Origin of the sequence: Klebsiella sp. 141161 (assembly GCF_050600815.1) — a bacterium.
GTDB classification, from domain to species: domain Bacteria; phylum Pseudomonadota; class Gammaproteobacteria; order Enterobacterales; family Enterobacteriaceae; genus Klebsiella; species Klebsiella aerogenes.
The window spans coordinates 213,084-229,248 of the sequence record NZ_JAQIRN010000005.1; the positions used below are offsets into that span (position 1 = coordinate 213,084).

General features: G+C 54.6%; 16 protein-coding genes. 8 read left to right on the plus strand and 8 right to left on the minus strand.

The features are described 5' to 3' along the window. Positions 1-3: 3 nt before the first annotated feature. The 4 genes from PGR79_RS15175 to yfcG all read right to left on the minus strand — a co-directional run bounded on the left by PGR79_RS15175 (position 4) and on the right by yfcG (position 2,444). The gene (locus PGR79_RS15175; protein ID WP_430921961.1) at positions 4-258 is read right to left on the minus strand and encodes a hypothetical protein; all 255 of its coding nucleotides are present in this window, start codon (positions 256-258) and stop codon (positions 4-6) included. Between the two features lie 213 nt (positions 259-471). Continuing rightward, positions 472-1,365, minus strand: coding sequence for a TIGR01777 family oxidoreductase (locus tag PGR79_RS15180; RefSeq protein ID WP_213316933.1), 894 nt, complete (start codon positions 1,363-1,365; stop codon positions 472-474). Positions 1,366-1,386: 21 nt separating this feature from the next. After that, positions 1,387-1,749, minus strand: a complete 363-nt coding sequence (gene folX / locus PGR79_RS15185) for a dihydroneopterin triphosphate 2'-epimerase (RefSeq protein ID WP_015365570.1) — start codon at positions 1,747-1,749, stop codon at positions 1,387-1,389. A 65-nt stretch (positions 1,750-1,814) separates the two neighbouring features. Next, a complete protein-coding gene (gene yfcG / locus PGR79_RS15190; RefSeq protein ID WP_430921963.1) occupies positions 1,815-2,444 on the minus strand; it encodes a GSH-dependent disulfide bond oxidoreductase in 630 nt (209 codons plus the stop codon). Positions 2,445-2,605: 161 nt separating this feature from the next. On the opposite strand from yfcG, the gene yfcF reads away from it, so the two are divergent. The 3 genes from yfcF to yfcD are packed head-to-tail and all read left to right on the plus strand — an operon-like array spanning position 2,606 to position 4,473. Further along, the gene (gene yfcF / locus PGR79_RS15195; RefSeq protein WP_430921965.1) at positions 2,606-3,250 is read left to right on the plus strand and encodes a glutathione transferase; all 645 of its coding nucleotides are present in this window, start codon (positions 2,606-2,608) and stop codon (positions 3,248-3,250) included. Between the two features lie 57 nt (positions 3,251-3,307). Further along, positions 3,308-3,859, plus strand: coding sequence for a phosphodiesterase (gene yfcE / locus PGR79_RS15200; protein WP_047043293.1), 552 nt, complete (start codon positions 3,308-3,310; stop codon positions 3,857-3,859). 56 nt (positions 3,860-3,915) lie between these two features. Further along, positions 3,916-4,473, plus strand: a complete 558-nt coding sequence (gene yfcD, locus PGR79_RS15205; RefSeq protein ID WP_015365574.1) for an NUDIX hydrolase YfcD — start codon at positions 3,916-3,918, stop codon at positions 4,471-4,473. Positions 4,474-4,540: 67 nt separating this feature from the next. Here yfcD and pta read toward each other — a convergent pair whose 3' ends face one another. After that, positions 4,541-6,688: a phosphate acetyltransferase gene (pta, locus tag PGR79_RS15210; protein WP_015706164.1), complete on the minus strand. Its 2,148-nt coding sequence runs from the start codon at positions 6,686-6,688 to the stop codon at positions 4,541-4,543. A 119-nt stretch (positions 6,689-6,807) separates the two neighbouring features. Continuing rightward, positions 6,808-8,010: an acetate kinase gene (gene ackA / locus PGR79_RS15215; RefSeq protein WP_015365576.1), complete on the minus strand. Its 1,203-nt coding sequence runs from the start codon at positions 8,008-8,010 to the stop codon at positions 6,808-6,810. A 338-nt stretch (positions 8,011-8,348) separates the two neighbouring features. On the opposite strand from ackA, the gene yfbV reads away from it, so the two are divergent. From yfbV to PGR79_RS15235, 4 genes are all read left to right on the plus strand, one after another. Next, entirely contained in the window at positions 8,349-8,804 is a 456-nt protein-coding gene (gene yfbV / locus PGR79_RS15220) for a terminus macrodomain insulation protein YfbV (protein WP_015365578.1), read from the plus strand. A gap of 85 nt (positions 8,805-8,889) precedes the next feature. Then, positions 8,890-9,384 carry a YfbU family protein gene (locus tag PGR79_RS15225; protein WP_045391472.1) on the plus strand — a complete coding sequence of 165 codons (495 nt, stop codon included), beginning with the start codon at positions 8,890-8,892 and terminating at the stop codon, positions 9,382-9,384. A gap of 11 nt (positions 9,385-9,395) precedes the next feature. After that, complete coding sequence (locus PGR79_RS15230; RefSeq protein ID WP_087860199.1) at positions 9,396-10,055, plus strand: sugar phosphatase; 660 nt, start codon at positions 9,396-9,398, stop codon at positions 10,053-10,055. A 76-nt stretch (positions 10,056-10,131) separates the two neighbouring features. Beyond that, entirely contained in the window at positions 10,132-11,964 is a 1,833-nt protein-coding gene (locus PGR79_RS15235; RefSeq protein ID WP_308958772.1) for an SLC13 family permease, read from the plus strand. 37 nt (positions 11,965-12,001) lie between these two features. Here PGR79_RS15235 and yfbR read toward each other — a convergent pair whose 3' ends face one another. After that, positions 12,002-12,601, minus strand: coding sequence for a 5'-deoxynucleotidase (gene yfbR / locus PGR79_RS15240; RefSeq protein WP_032712094.1), 600 nt, complete (start codon positions 12,599-12,601; stop codon positions 12,002-12,004). Between the two features lie 81 nt (positions 12,602-12,682). After that, the gene (gene alaA, locus PGR79_RS15245) at positions 12,683-13,900 is read right to left on the minus strand and encodes an alanine transaminase AlaA (protein ID WP_015365583.1); all 1,218 of its coding nucleotides are present in this window, start codon (positions 13,898-13,900) and stop codon (positions 12,683-12,685) included. Between the two features lie 885 nt (positions 13,901-14,785). Here alaA and PGR79_RS15250 point away from each other — a divergent pair. Continuing rightward, a complete protein-coding gene (locus PGR79_RS15250; protein WP_213794342.1) occupies positions 14,786-15,712 on the plus strand; it encodes a LysR family transcriptional regulator in 927 nt (308 codons plus the stop codon). Positions 15,713-16,165: the final 453 nt, after the last annotated feature.

The window sequence follows — 16,165 nt, forward strand, 5'->3', positions numbered from 1 at the left end:
CGTTTAGCGTTCCTTATGCGTGATGCGCGCGGTAGCCGGGATGGGACACCGTTCGACCATTCTAACTATTTGCCGGGCGTGGTTTTCAGGGACGGCGGGCGTCGACCAAATGCTCATCATATGTTCACGGTGTTCAGCCACGCCGCTGACGAGGCGGCCAAAGCAATGAGCGCTTTTACCTGCAGGCAGCAATATCCACCCCCGCGCCAGCGCCGTAGCAATCGCCTTCCTGATATGTTTGTCCGGATGTTCCTTCATCGTTAAATCCTGCTCACAATAAAAAGAGTGTTGACGGTTGTCAACGTTTTTTGAGGGTATATTCCTCGTCAGGACGTTATGGCAGGAGAAGAATTTTGCGGTTGGAATGCGCTTCACAAGAAGCGTAGCAAGGAGGACGAGGAACTAACGATTTGCGAGGCGGCTTCCGCCCAAGGGAAGAAAACGGGGAGCCGTTGCTCCCCGTTTATCTACCTAGCCCAACACATCGTTCAGCGCCTCTTCCAGATCGTACCAGCGAAAGCTAAAGCCAGCGGCTTCCAGGCGTTTTGGCAGCGCGCGCTGGCCGCCGAGCACCAGTACCGAGGATTCCCCCATCAGCAGGCGAATGGCGGCGGCGGGAACGCGAAAAATCGCCGGGCGATTGAGCGCGTGGCCGAGAGCGTGGGCAAACTGTTCGTTACGCACGGGATAGGGCGAGACCATATTGAACGGGCCGCGCAGATCGTTATCCAGCAGCCACAGAATACCGTTCACCATATCATCGATATGGATCCACGCCAGATACTGGCGACCGTCGCCGATAGGTCCGCCCAGGCCAAGCTTAAACGCGGGCGTCATTTTGGCCAGGATCCCGCCGCGCGGCGCTAAGACGACGCCGGTGCGCAACAGGCACACGCGCGTGCGATCGCTTTGCGCCTCACAGGCGATTTGCTCCCAGCGGGCGCAAAGTTTATGGGTAAATTCGTTGTGCGGTGGCTCTTCCTCGGTCACCACGACTTCACCGAGATCGCCGTAATAGCCGGTAGCGGAACCGCTAATCAGCACGGAAGGTGGTGTTTCGCTGGCTTTAAATAACGCGACCAGTTGCCGGGTGATGTCCCAGCGGCTGTGACACAGGCGCTCTTTTTGCTCCGCCGTCCAGCGCTTATCGGCGATCGGTTCACCGGCAAGGTTAATGACGGCGTCAAAGCCATCGAGGTTGTTTTGCCCCTCGAAACCGCGCCACAGCGCGACGCGGGGATCGAGACGGGCTTTCGCGCGTTCAGGGTTGCGGGTGGAAACCGTGAGCTGGTGCCCAAGTTCCAGCAGCCTGGGAATAAGATGCCGACCAATGAGCCCGGTACCGCCAGTGAGCAGGATTTTCATACCGCCTCCCTAACAAACGTTTTAGCGCCGCCAGCTCATGGTCATCGATACTGAGTCGGCATAGCGCAGCGCGTGAAGTTTATCGATCTCTACTTCAGCATAAGTGACCCAGTGATGTTCGCATGCGATATTGAGCACATCCTGGGTTAATTTTTCCAGCAGCGAGAAGCGGTTATTCTCAATATGGCTGATGATGCGTTTAGTAATGGTGCGATAGTTCAGAGCATCGTTGATGTCTTCGCTGTCGCGAGCCTTATCGGCCGGATAGTGAATCACCACATTCACCAATACGTCCTGTCGGTTGGCGATCTCTTCCTCTTTGATTCCAATAAAAGTACGCAGGCGCAGGTTCTTAATACGAATAATGGCGTCTGGCTGAGACATTGCAGGCTTCCTCCGTGTAGTAATTTCCGCAATCATACATGAAAGCACGCCCTGCGAGCAGGGGATTAATAATGTTGCGTTTTGAGTAGCGCTTGTTGCGTTGCCGGGCGCTGGCGGATGCGTTCAAACCAGTTATGCACCGCCGGGAACTGGCTAAGATCGATGCGTTGGCGCTGGTGGGCATTAATCCATGGCCAGCAGGCGATATCGGCGATACTGTAGTGCTCGCCGCCCAACCATGGACTGGCTTCAAGACGCCGGTTCATTACGCCATAGAGGCGCTGGCTTTCGACCTGATAGCGTTCAATGGCGTAAGGGACAGCCTGAGGCGCGTGATGGTTAAAGTGGTGGTTTTGCCCAAGCATCGGCCCCAGACCGCCGACCTGCCAGAATAGCCATTGCAGGGTGGTATGCCGCTCGCGCAGCTCGCCGCTCAATAATTTTCCCGATTTTTCCGCCAGATAGAGCAGGATCTCTCCGGACTCAAACAGGCTTAACGGCGCGCCGCCGTCGACCGGAACGTGGTCAACGATCGCCGGGATCTTATTATTTGGCGAGATAGCCAGAAACTGCGGGCGAAACTGTTCACCTTTGCCGATATCGACGCGTATCAAGCGATAGGCCAGCTGCGCCTCTTCCAGAAAAAGGATGATTTTGTGGCCGTTGGGGGTGGCTGCGTAGTAAAGATCGATCATGAGGTCTCCCGCCATCGAAGGTCGCAAACGTTTCGAGTATAGGCGACCTGCGCCATCGCGGGGCAAAGATTATATTGCGAAATCCTCATGCGGCTGCCAGTGACATCTTATAGCAGACCAGCTATGTTGATTTATCTCCCCCTGGCTTCATTGAGGATGTCATGAATCAGCCTGTTATTACCCTGTGGTCCGATGCCGATTTTTTCTCCCCCTATGTGATGTCCGTGTATGTGGCGCTGCAGGAAAAAAGCCTGCCGTTCACCCTTAAAACCGTCAATCTCGACAGCGGCGAGCATCTGCAGCCGGGCTGGAAGGGCTACTCCGCGACACGGCGCGTGCCGCTGCTGGAAGTGGATAATTTTTCGCTAAGCGAATCCTCGGCCATTACCGAATACCTTGACGAACGCTTTGCGCCGCCGGAGTGGGAGCGCTTGTATCCGCACGACCTGCAAAAACGCGCGCGGGCGCGGCAGGTGCAGTCCTGGCTGCGAAGCGATCTGATGCCCATACGCGAAGAACGTTCTACCGACGTGGTGTTTGGCGGCGCGAAGAAGCCCGCGCTTAGCGCCGCGGGGCAAACCAGCGCGGCTAAACTCTTTGCGACCGCCGGCGCGCTTTTGGCGCATGGCGGGCAGAATCTGTTTGGCGAATGGTGTATTGCCGATGCCGATCTTGCGCTGATGCTAAACCGTCTGGTGCTGAACGGCGACGAGGTGCCGGAAGCGCTGGCGGACTACGCGACCTTCCAGTGGCAGCGGGCGTCTGTTCAGCGTTATGCCGCACTGTCGGCTAAACGTAGCGGCTGATAAGCGCAGGCAGTTCCGTTATCATAGACAGACCGTATTGTCTGGTAAGGGGTTGATATGAAACTGATGTTCGCATCCGATATTCACGGTTCGCTGCCTGCGACCGAACGCGTTCTGGAACGCTTCGCGCAGAGCGGGGCGCAGTGGCTGGTTATCCTCGGCGATGTGCTTAATCACGGGCCGCGCAATGCGCTGCCGGAAGGGTATGCGCCGGCGCAGGTCGCCGAGAGGCTGAACAGCGTCGCGCAGCGGATTATCGCCGTCCGCGGTAACTGTGATAGCGAAGTCGATCAAATGCTGCTGCATTTCCCCATTACCGCCCCCTGGCAGCAGGTGCTTAGCGAACGCTACCGCCTGTTTCTGACCCACGGTCATCTCTATAGTCCGGATAATTTGCCGCCGCTCGCCGCTGGCGATGTACTGGCTTATGGTCATACTCATATTCCGGTTGCCGAGAAACGCGGCGATATTTTCCTCTTCAATCCTGGCTCTGTGAGCATCCCGAAAGGCGGCTTTGCCGCCAGCTACGGCATGCTGGAAGATGATCGGCTGCAGGTTTTCGCACTCAAAGATAATCAGGTTATTGCAGAGGCCGCGATTTACCCGTAATTTACCCCTCAATCGTAAAGACGCGCCGCGAGAGCGCTTAAAAGTAAGGTTTCCTGATGGCGGAACAGAAGCATTTGGCAAGCACAGAATGGGTCGATATTGTTAATGAAAACAATGAGGTGATAGCACAGTCCAGCCGCGAGCAAATGCGCGCGCAGTGTCTGCGTCACCGCGCGACCTATATTGTGGTTCATGATGGGATGGGCAAAATTCTGGTGCAGCGCCGTACCGAGAGCAAGGATTTCATGCCGGGTATGCTGGATGCGACCGCCGGCGGCGTGGTGCAGGCGGATGAACAGCTGCTGGACTCGGCGCGCCGCGAAGCGGAAGAAGAGCTGGGGATTGCGGGCGTGCCTTTTGCCGATCATGGCCAATTCTATTACGAAGATAAACACTGCCGCGTCTGGGGCAGCCTGTTTAGCTGTGTTTCTCATGGCCCGTTCGCCCTGCAGGAAGAAGAGGTTAGCGAAGTATGCTGGCTGACGCCGGAAGAGATCACCGCGCGCTGCGATGAGTTCACCGCCGATTCGCTGAAAGCGCTGGCGCTGTGGATGACCCGTAACGCGGGCAATACCGGCCACGATCGCGACGAGCCGGAAGAAGACGAAGCGTAATTTCCTTTACGGGTTAGCGTCAAAAAAAAGGCAGCCATTTGGCTGCCTTTCTTGTCTCAGCGGAAGATTAGTTCTGCTGCTGAGAAGACTGAATCGCCGTCAGTGCGATGGTGTAGACGATATCGTCTACCAGCGCGCCGCGGGACAGGTCGTTTACCGGCTTACGCATACCCTGCAGCATCGGCCCGATGGAGATCAGGTCAGCGGAACGCTGTACGGCTTTGTAAGTGGTGTTACCGGTGTTCAGATCCGGGAAGATGAACACGGTTGCGCGGCCAGCTACCGGAGAGTTCGGCGCTTTGGACTTCGCTACGTCGGCCATTACCGCGGCATCATACTGCAGCGGACCGTCGATCATCAGGTCAGGACGTTTTTCCTGCGCCAGACGAGTCGCTTCGCGTACTTTTTCTACATCGCTACCTGCGCCGGAGGTGCCGGTGGAGTAGGAGAGCATCGCTACGCGCGGTTCGATACCGAAGGCAATCGCGGAATCAGCGGACTGAATTGCGATTTCCGCCAGCTGTTCAGCAGTCGGATCCGGGTTGATCGCGCAGTCGCCGTAAACGTAAACCTGTTCCGGCAGCAGCATGAAGAATACGGAAGAGACCAGCGAGCTGCCCGGCGCCGTTTTGATAAGCTGCAGCGGCGGACGGATGGTATTGGCGGTGGTGTGAACCGCGCCGGATACCAGGCCGTCGACTTCGTCTTGTTCCAGCATCAGGGTGCCAAGAACCACGTTATCTTCCAGCTGTTCGCGCGCAACCGCTTCGGTCATGCCTTTGTTCTTACGCAGTTCGACCAGACGCGCCACGTAGCTTTCGCGAACCACTTCCGGATCGACGATTTCAATACCAGCGCCCAGCTCTACGCCCTGAGAGGCCGCAACGCGGTTGATCTCATCCGGGTTGCCCAGCAGCACGCAGGTGGCAATACCGCGCTCGGCACAGATGGCCGCCGCTTTAACGGTACGCGGTTCGTCGCCTTCCGGCAGAACGACGCGTTTGCCCGCTTTACGCGCCAGCTCGGTCAGCTGGTAGCGGAAGGCTGGCGGAGACAGACGACGGCTGCGCTCGGAGGTCGCGGTCAGCGATTCGATCCAGTCGGCGTTGATATAGTTGGCAACGTATTCCTGAACTTTCTCGATGCGCTCGTGATCGTCAACCGGTACTTCCAGGTTGAAGCTCTGCAGGCTCAGAGAGGTCTGCCAGGTGTTGGTGTTAACCATGAATACCGGCAGGCCGGTGGCGAAAGCGCGTTCGCACAGTTTGCTGATGCGCGCGTCCATTTCATAGCCGCCGGTCAGCAGGATGGCGCCGATTTCTACGCCATTCATCGCCGCCAGGCAGGCAGCGACCAGTACGTCTGGACGGTCTGCGGAAGTCACCAGCAGAGAACCCGGACGGAAGTGCTCCAGCATGTGCGGAATGCTGCGCGCGCAGAAGGTTACGGACTTCACGCGGCGAGTATTGATGTCGCCTTCGTTGATCACAGTCGCATTCAGGTGATGCGCCATGTCGATAGCGCGCGTGGCGATCAGATCGAAGCTCCATGGCACCGCGCCCAGCACCGGCAGCGGGCTGCCGTTCTGCAGCTGCGCCGGGTCGATCTTCACGACTTTCGCTTTAGACGAGTCGTCGAAGATTTCGGACAGGTCAGGGCGGGTACGGCCTTGTTCATCAACCGGAGCATTCAATTTGTTAACGATAACGCCAGTGATGCTGGTGTTTTTCGCGCCGCCGAAGCTGTTGCGAGTCAGTTCAATACGCTCGTTCAGCTGTTCTGGGGTATCGGTGCCCTGAGACATCACGAAGACGATTTCCGCGTTAAGCGTTTTTGCGATTTCGTAGTTCAGAGACTGAGCGAACTGGTGTTTACGGGTCGGGACCAGGCCTTCAACCAGCACCACTTCAGCATCCTGAGTGTTGGCATGGTAGTTGGCGATGATCTCTTCCATCAGCACGTCTTTCTGGTTGCTGGACAGCAGCGACTCAACGTGGCTCATGTTCATCGGCTCAGCGGCAGTCGTCGTTGAAGAGCTGGCGCGAACGATGGTGGTAGTCTGGTCTGGAGTATCGCCACCGGAACGCGGCTGGGCGATAGGTTTAAAGACGCTCAGGCGAACGCCTTTGCGTTCCATAGCGCGGATAACACCGAGGCTGACGCTGGTCAGGCCTACGCTGGTTCCGGTAGGGATCAGCATGATAGTACGGGACACGATATATCCTCTTTCGTTACCGCCAGTTTTAGGCGGGATACAAAACAGCACCGCCAGCTTACCGTTCATACTTCAAGTGGCAACTCGAAGCAGTCAGGGTTATCGCTGGCGGTGTGGAATTAAGCGGTCAGACGGTGTGCGTCTTGAGCGATCACCAGCTCTTCGTTGGTCGGGATAACCACGGCAGGGCGGGTGCCTTCTTTGTTGATGAAGCCAGACTTGCCGAAACGGGCAGCCAGGTTACGCTCGTGATCAACTTCGAAGCCCAGAACGCCGAGTTTACCCAGGGACAGTTCACGAACCATCGCGGCGTTTTCACCGATACCACCGGTGAAAACAACGGCGTCCAGACGACCGTCCATCAGCGCAGTGTAAGAACCGATGTACTTCGCCAGGCGGTGACAGTAAACGTCCATTGCGCGTTTAGCGTCAGCTTTATCCGCGTAGTTGTCTTCAACGTAGCGGCAGTCGCTGGTGACTTCGGTCAGACCCAGCAGGCCGGACTCTTTGGTCAGCATTTTGTTGATAGCATCTACGCTCATACCCAGCGCGTCGTGCAGGTGGAAAATGATTGCCGGGTCGATATCGCCAGAGCGAGTACCCATCACCAGACCTTCCAGCGGGGTCAGACCCATGGAGGTATCAACGCATTTACCGTTACGGATCGCGGAAACGGAACCGCCGTTGCCGAGGTGGCAGGTGATGATGTTCAGTTCTTCAACCGGCTTGTTCAGAACCTTAGCGGCTTCCTGAGTCACATAGTAGTGGCTGGTGCCGTGCGCGCCGTAACGACGTACGCCGTGCTCTTTGTACAGGCTGTACGGCAGGGCGTACAGGTAGGACTCTTCCGGCATGGTCTGATGGAACGCGGTGTCGAACACGGCAACGTTCTTGTCTTTCAGATGCGGGAAGGATTTCAGCGCTTCAGCGATACCGATCAGATGCGCCGGGTTGTGCAGCGGTGCGAAGGAAGCGGAGTCTTTGATGCCCTGAATAACGGAATCGTCGATGACAACGGAACTGGTGTATTTTTCACCGCCGTGAACGATACGATGGCCAATTGCGGTCAGCTGTGCTGACAGTTCTGGTTTTTGTGCCAGAATAGTGTTAACGATAAAGTTCAGCGCTTCACTGTGAGCGGCGCCAGCGCCTAACTCAGCTTCGTGTTTGCCGCCGTCCATTTTCCATTTGATACGGGCTTCAGGAAGATGGAAACATTCGGCTAAACCGGAGAGATATTCGTCACCGTTAACGGCATCCAGGATAGCAAATTTCAGGGAAGAGCTACCGCAGTTCAGAACCAGTACTAACTTACTCGACATGGAAGTACCTTTTATGATACGTGGCTAAAAAAACATCAGTGTGTCACAAAGCGTAGCGCAGGATGACATCGACATTTATGATTAACATCATGCCTTGTTCTGTTTTCTGGCACGATGAGGGAAGTACATATGATTTTATGTCATTTTGCATAATTTTCCGCCAGCAGCAGAATATGCGATAATTTGACTAACCTGGTAAAAGGGTCTAACCGCCCTCTCAGGTGGGCACAGGATACCTGATTGCCGCATCCATTGCCAAAATCTTTTGAACGTTGTCATGCACAGTTGGTGTTTTGCACGAAAATTTTAAGTTTTATATGTAAAGTTGAGGTATAGCCATGTCGACCCCTGAGAATCGCCCCGTTAGCTTTTTTAGCTTGTTTCGTCGCGGGCAGCACTATGCGAAGACCTGGCCCCTCGATAAACGGCTGGCGCCGGTGTTTATCGAAAACCGCATTATTCGCGCCACTCGCTACGCGATTCGCATCATGCCGCCGGTTGCGGTCTTCACCTTATGCTGGCAGATAGCGCTCGGCGGGCAGCTCGGCCCGGCCGTCGCCACCGCGCTATTTGCCTTAAGCCTGCCGATGCAGGGGCTGTGGTGGTTGGGCAAGCGTTCCGTGACGCCATTACCGCCATCAATATTGAACTGGTTTTATGAAGTGCGCGGCAAATTACAAGAGGCCGGGCAGGCGTTAGCGCCGGTTGACGGCAAGCCGGATTACCAGGCGCTGGCTGACACGCTTAAGCGCGCCTTCAAACAACTGGATAAAACTTTCCTTGATGATTTGTAATTCCATACGGAAAACGCATATAAAAGAAGGCGCATGATTTATGCGCCTTCTTTATTTCACGCCGTAAGTGCTACAGGAGTCAAAAATGGAAATGACCAATGCGCAGCGTCTGATTTTGTCCAATCAGTACAAGATGATGACTATGCTCGACCCGGACAACGCCGAACGTTACCGCCGTCTACAGACCATCATCGAGCGTGGATATGGGCTGCAAATGCGCGAGCTGGACCGCGAATTTGGCCAACTGACGGAAGAAACCTGCCGGACTATTATCGATATCATGGAGATGTACCACGCGCTGCACGTCTCGTGGACCAATCTCAAAGATGCGTCCGCTATTGATGAACGCCGGGTCACCTTCCTTGGCTTTGATGTCGCCACAGAAGCCCGCTATCTCGGCTACGTGCGCTTTATGGTCAATGTAGAAGGGCGCTATAGCCACTTCGACGCAGGAACTCACGGCTTTAACTCGCAGACGCCGATGTGGGAAAAATACCAGCGTATGCTGGCCGCCTGGCACTCCTGCCCGCGCCAGTATCACTTGAGTAGCAACGAAATTAACCAAATTATTAATGCCTGATGGAGGTGCCCGTGCAGTGTAAAGGTTTCCTGTTCGATCTCGACGGGACGCTGGTGGATTCTTTGCCGGTAGTCGAGCGTTCATGGTGTAAATGGGGCGATCGTTTCGGCATTCCACACGATGAGATTCTCGGTTTCATTCACGGTAAACAGGCCATCACTTCGATTCGTCATTTTATGCCGGGGCGCAGCGAAGAGGATATTCAGGCCGAGTTCCGCTTTCTTGAGCAGATTGAAGCCACTGATATCGAAGGCATTGTCGCACTGCCGGGCGCGTTAAGCTTGCTGAATACGCTTAATGAAGCGGGGATCCCGTGGGCTATCGTGACTTCGGGTTCCATTCCGGTCGCTCACGCCCGCCACCGCGCGGCAGGTCTGCCGATGCCGAAAGTGTTTGTCACCGCCGAGCAGGTGAAGAAGGGGAAACCGGCGCCGGATGCCTATCTGCTCGGCGCTGAACTGCTGGGGATACCGGCGCAACAGTGCGCGGTGGTTGAAGATGCGCCGGCGGGGCTGCTTTCCGGGCTGGCTGCCGGATGCCGCACCATCGCCGTCAACGTTCCGGCGGATGCGCCGCGTCTTGATGAAGCCGATCTGGTGCTGACAACCCTCGAGAGCTTGCGCATTGAGCGGCAGGCGGACGGCAATGTTCAGGTGAATCTTAAAGCATAATCTCATGATTTAGCCCCGCGTCGCCGGGGCTTTTTTATGCCACAATTCCGGCTCCCTCTTCAGACAAGGATAAGTTGTGAACGGTGAATTGATTTGGGTGTTATCGCTACTGGCCATCGCGGTTGTCTTGTTTGCAACCGGCAAGGTGCGCATGGATGCCATCGCGCTGATGATCATTGTTGCGTTTGTGCTTAGCGGTACGTTAACCCTCAGCGAGGCCTTCTCCGGCTTTAGCGATCCGAACGTTATTCTCATTGCTGCGCTATTTATCATTGGCGATGGCCTGGTGCGCACCGGCGTGGCGACTAAAATGGGCTCCTGGCTGGTCAAGGTTGCCGGCAATAGCGAAACCAAAATGCTGGTCTATCTGATGCTCACCGTTGCCGGGCTGGGCGCGTTTATGAGCTCAACCGGCGTCGTGGCGATATTTATTCCGGTGGTGCTCAGCGTCTCGTTGCGCATGAATACCTCGCCATCGCGGCTGATGATGCCGCTAAGCTTCGCCGGGCTGATTAGCGGCATGATGACCCTGGTGGCGACGCCGCCGAACCTGGTGGTCAACAGTGAACTGCTGCGCGAGGGGTTGCATGGATTCAGTTTCTTCAGCGTGACTCCGATTGGTCTGGTGGTGCTGGTGTTAGGTATCGTCTATATGCTGGTGATGCGTTTTATGCTGAAGGGTGAAGATGACAGCGCCGCTCGCGATGGCCGCAAGAAAAGCACCTTTCGTGATTTAATCAAAGAGTACCGCCTCACCGGTAGGGCGCGCCGGCTGGCGATTCGTCCGGGCTCGCCGATGATCGGCCAGCGGCTTGATGATTTAAAGCTGCGTGAACGCTACTGCGCCAACGTTATCGGCGTCGAACGCTGGCGGCGTTTTCGCCGGGTGATTGTCAACGTTAACGGGGTATCGGAGTTTCGCGCCCGCGACGTGTTGCTTATCGATATGTCGGCTTCCGATGTCGATCTGCGGCAGTTTTGCGGCGAACAGATGCTTGAGCCGATGGTGCTGCGTGGCGAATACTTTTCCGACCAGGCGCTGGACGTCGGCATGGCGGAAGTCTCATTAATCCCTGATTCAGAGCTTATTGGTAAAACGGTGCGCGAGATGGCCTTCCGTACCCGTTTCGGTCTGAATATCGTCGGCCTGAAGCGCGATGGCACAGCGCTCGACGGCGCGGTAGTCGATGAACCGCTGCAATTAGGCGACATTATGCTGGTGGTCGGCAACTGGCGTCAGATAGCCATGCTGGCAAAACGCGGCCGTGATTTTGTGGTGCTGAATATGCCGGTTGAGGTCAACGATGCGTCGCCCGCGCACAGCCAGGCGCCGCACGCCATATTCTGCCTGGTGTTGATGGTAGCGCTGATGCTTACCGATGAAATTCCCAACCCCATTGCCGCAATCATCGCCTGCCTGTTGATGGGCAAGTTTCGCTGCATCAATGCGGAGAGCGCCTACAAGGCGATTCACTGGCCGAGTATCATTTTGATCGTGGGGATGATGCCGTTTGCCCTGGCATTGCAGAAAACCGGCGGCGTGGATTTGGTGGTGCAGGGGTTAATGGACGTCGCCGGGAGCAAAGGCCCCTACTTGATGCTGGGTTGTCTGTTTGTGATGTGCGCGGCGATTGGTCTGTTTATCTCTAACACCGCGACGGCGGTGCTGATGGCGCCGATTGCTCTGGCGGCGGCGAAATCGATGGGGGTATCGCCGTATCCCTTCGCCATGGTAGTGGCGATGGCGGCTTCGGCGGCCTTCATGACCCCGGTCTCTTCACCGGTTAACACGCTGGTGCTCGGACCCGGTAAATATTCGTTCAGTGATTTTGTCAAAATCGGTGTGCCCTTCACCGTACTGGTGATGGTGGTCTGCGTGCTGCTGATCCCGGTACTCTTTCCGTTTTAATTCATTCAGGCCGGGCAGGGGATGCCCGGCCCGTATATTAAAGCGGTGAATCCTGGCTGATTTCATCAAGCGACAGCTGGAAGCTCGGGACAAACACCTGCATAAAGTAATCCATCTCCGGGCTGCGGCGCGACTCCAGCGTTTTTTCCAGCCGACCTTTAGCCAGCAGGAATTCGTTATTGCCGGCGGAAAGCTCTTCAAGACATTTCAGATAGGCGCACAGGGCGTCGGCCTGCTTCACAATCGATTGCTCTTCTTCACTGTAATGGTGCTCATCAATCAGGGGCTCAAAGATATCGCGCAGCTCATCGGGAACCATATCGACCAGTTTTTGCTGAGCGATTTTCTCAATCGCCTTATATTCCTGGGCAATCTGCGAATTGAAGTATTTCACCGGCGTGGGCAGATCGCCGGTGAGTACCTCGGAGGCATCGTGATACATCGCCAGCAGGGCAATACGTTCGGCGTTGACCTGGCCGCCAAACTTGCGGTTCTTAATCGCCGCCAGCGCGTGGGCGACCATCGCCACCTGCAAACTGTGCTCGGAGACGTTCTCGGTACGCACGTTGCGCATCAATGGCCAGCGGTTAATTAGTTTCAGGCGGGAGAGGTGGGCAAAGAAATGACTCTGACTCATAGGAACCCCTAAGCGGTGACAACATCAGGTTCCATTGTGCGCAGGGATCGCCGCCGGATGCAAATACCGGCGGCGGCGCGATTAAAGCTGATGATAGCCGGAGAGGAAACGGCCAAAGCGGGAAATTGCCATTTCCAGGTCATCTTCACGCGGCAGGGTGACGATACGCACGTGATCCGGCCACGGCCAGTTAAAGGCGGTACCCTGAACCAGCAGCACTTTCTCCTGTAGCAGGAAATCGAGCACCATTTTCTGGTCATCGTGGATATTAAAGCGTTTAGCATCGATTTTCGGGAACATATACAGCGCGCCTTTCGGCTTGACGCAGGAGACGCCCGGGATCTCGTTGATTAACTCCCAGGCGCGGTTGCGTTGCTCATACAAACGCCCGCCCGGAATGATAAATTCGCTAATGCTCTGGTAGCCGCCCAGCGCGGTTTGGATAGCGTGTTGCGCCGGGACATTCGCGCACAGACGCATTGAGGCCAGCATTTCCAGCCCTTCGATATAGCCTTTGGCGTGCTTTTTCGGCCCGTTCAGCACCATCCAGCCCTGGCGGAAACCGGCGACGCGATAGGTCTTCGACAGTCCGTTGAAGGTGACGGTCAGCATATCCGGCGCCAGCGCGGCGATAGAGTGGTGTTCGGCGTCGTCATACAGGATCTTGTCGTAGATTTCGTCGGCGAAAATAATCAGGTTGTGCTGACGGGCGATCTCGACTATCTCCTGCAGCAGCTCTTTGGAATAAACGGCGCCCGTTGGGTTATTCGGGTTAATGATGACGATCCCGCGGGTGCGTGGCGTAATTTTGGCGCGGATATCGTCGAGGTCCGGGAACCAGTCTGAAGATTCGTCGCACAGATAGTGCACCGCTTTGCCGCTGGAAAGCGAGACAGCCGCGGTCCACAGCGGGTAGTCCGGGGCCGGAACCAGCATTTCGTCGCCGCTGTTGAGCAGCGCCTGCATGGCCTGGACGATCAGCTCTGAAACGCCGTTACCGATATAGATATCTTCCACGGTAACATCGCGCATTCCGCGCGCCTGGTAGTGCTGCATAATTGCTTTACGGGCGGAATAGAGACCTTTTGAGTCGCTGTAGCCCTGGGCGGTCGGCAGATTGCGGATAACGTCGACGAGGATTTCGTCAGGCGCATCAAAGCCGAACGGCGCCGGGTTGCCGATATTCAGCTTGAGTACCTTGTTGCCTTCTTCTTCAAGGCGTTTTGCTTCTTTTAGAACCGGACCGCGGATGTCGTAACAGACATTCTCTAACTTGCTGGATTTTTCGATAGGGGACATGAACCTTTGACCTTTTAGCTGTTATCGCCACTCCCTGCCGTGGAAGTCAGCACGGAACAATGTACTCCGCATCCCCGCTGTTTTGAAGGGTTAACAGGAGAAGATTTTGCGAATAGTATTTTTTTAGAGTAATGAATTTATCTGTGTAATGGCGTTATTCTTTATATAATGTGCCTGATATGGGTTTTTGAATGGTTTTATGTTGCGCATATTGCGCAATTGTATGGATGTTTATCTGGTTTGTTGCTGAAGGAAAAAGCGGCTTGCCTGAATTTTAACCGCTAAAAGACACTATGCTAATAAGAAAGAGGGCGACGACAACTGTAGCAACTATGTTAATTTTTTTTAATAAAACATGCCAATTAATGAATCAGGTATATTTGATTGCATGGATTATTTCGGCTTTTGTTAATTTAATTATAGTGCTGCAAAAATGTTTAAAATTACCTTAGATAATACTGATTAGCGCTTATAAATATTGTGGTTTTCGGTTAGGATATGACGGTTAATATCGACGTATAAACCTCTGTTTAACGGCGTGATTTTATTAATATATTGTTATTGCAGACTTTTTTGTTTGTGTTCCAGCAAGCGTTGTTATCTGTGTCGGGCTTCCGGTCGTAACGACATTTGTTATTGCAGACTTTGTTTGAGATTCATCACATAACGTAAGTCTCAGTAATTAAAAATGCGTAGAGCTACGAACAAAATATTACTCAAATTTTTCGCACATTTGTCGCGAACGAGTGCTTTCACATGCAATGACGTTCTTCCAGTTGTCACCCGCGGCAATTGTCCGCTTGGCACGAGGCTCATGGAATAGCCGGAAACCTGGATACAGCATCAACAAGGCAGGCCAGCATTAGCGCCTGTAAGTGAAGAAATATGATAAATGCAAATCGTCCGATACTAAATCTCGATCTCGATCTGCTGCGGACCTTCGTCGCCGTCGCCGATCTGAGTACCTTTGCGGCGGCCGCTGCCGCGGTATGTCGTACCCAGTCCGCCGTCAGCCAGCAGATGCAGCGACTGGAGCAACTGGTTGGCAAAGAGCTTTTCGCTCGTCATGGGCGTAATAAATTACTGACTGAGCAGGGGATCCAACTGCTCAGCTACGCGCGCAAAATACTGCGTTTTAATGATGAAGCCTGCATGTCGCTGATGTTTGGCAGTTTGCAGGGGACGTTGACTATCGGCGCCTCCGATGAAACGGCGGATACCATCCTGCCTTATCTGCTCAATCGAATCGGCAGCTTCTATCCCAAACTGACGCTGGAAATTAAGGTCCTGAATTACGCCGATATCGTTGCGAAGTTGGGCAGCGGCGAGATTGACCTGGCGTTAACCACTCATCAAACCGGCGAATTTGATGTCCTGACGCTGCGTACCTCGCCGACGCTGTGGTATTGCGCCGCGGATTACGTACTGGCGCACGGTGAATCTGTTCCGCTGGTGCTGCTCGAAGAGTCCGGGCCGTTTCGCGAAGATATCATCTCGGCGCTGAATGCCGCGCAGGTCCCCTGGCATCTGGCGCATGCCGCCAGTTCTCTGGCCGGGGTGAAGGCGGCGGTGAAAGCGGGGCTTGGCGTCACCGCGCGTCCGGTAGAAATGATGAGTCCGGAACTGCGCGTGCCGGGTAAAAGCGATGGTTTGCCAGGCCTACCGGATACCCACTATGTGCTGAGCTGCAATCCACAGCGGGAAAACGAGCTGGCGCAGGCGATTTTTCAGTCCCTGAGCCAGGACCATAATCCGTGGAACACGGAAACGCTGTATACCCCGGAAGGGGGAGACGGATCTCTGGTTTCATAAAGCGAAATTATCATATATCGATCACAATAATCCGGTAACAAAATGTAAGTGTAAAAAAGAGCCGCCGATCGACAAAATGAGGTCAGTGGCTCTTTTTTTTTATATTTTACAAGGATTTTAAGCAGTTTAATAATTTATTGATATATGAATCAATGGGTTGGATTGAAAGCGACCATTGTTTCCCTGTTTTTAGCTGCAGTTTCAATACTTCCTGCTAATGTTAAAAAACCGGACGGATTGTTGCCGTTTTCCAGATGTAATTAACAAAAGCGTGTCACAGATCAAGAAAATACCCCTACTTGGGGGGAGGAATCGCGGCCAAATCCTGTCAAAATAGATTGGCGAAACTGATTTACGTCTAAAACGGACACGATTCAACAACACTAAATCCGAATGATATGCAAGGTTATTACGCAACAAAGGGCATTTAATGTTAATGAAAAGATTCCAATG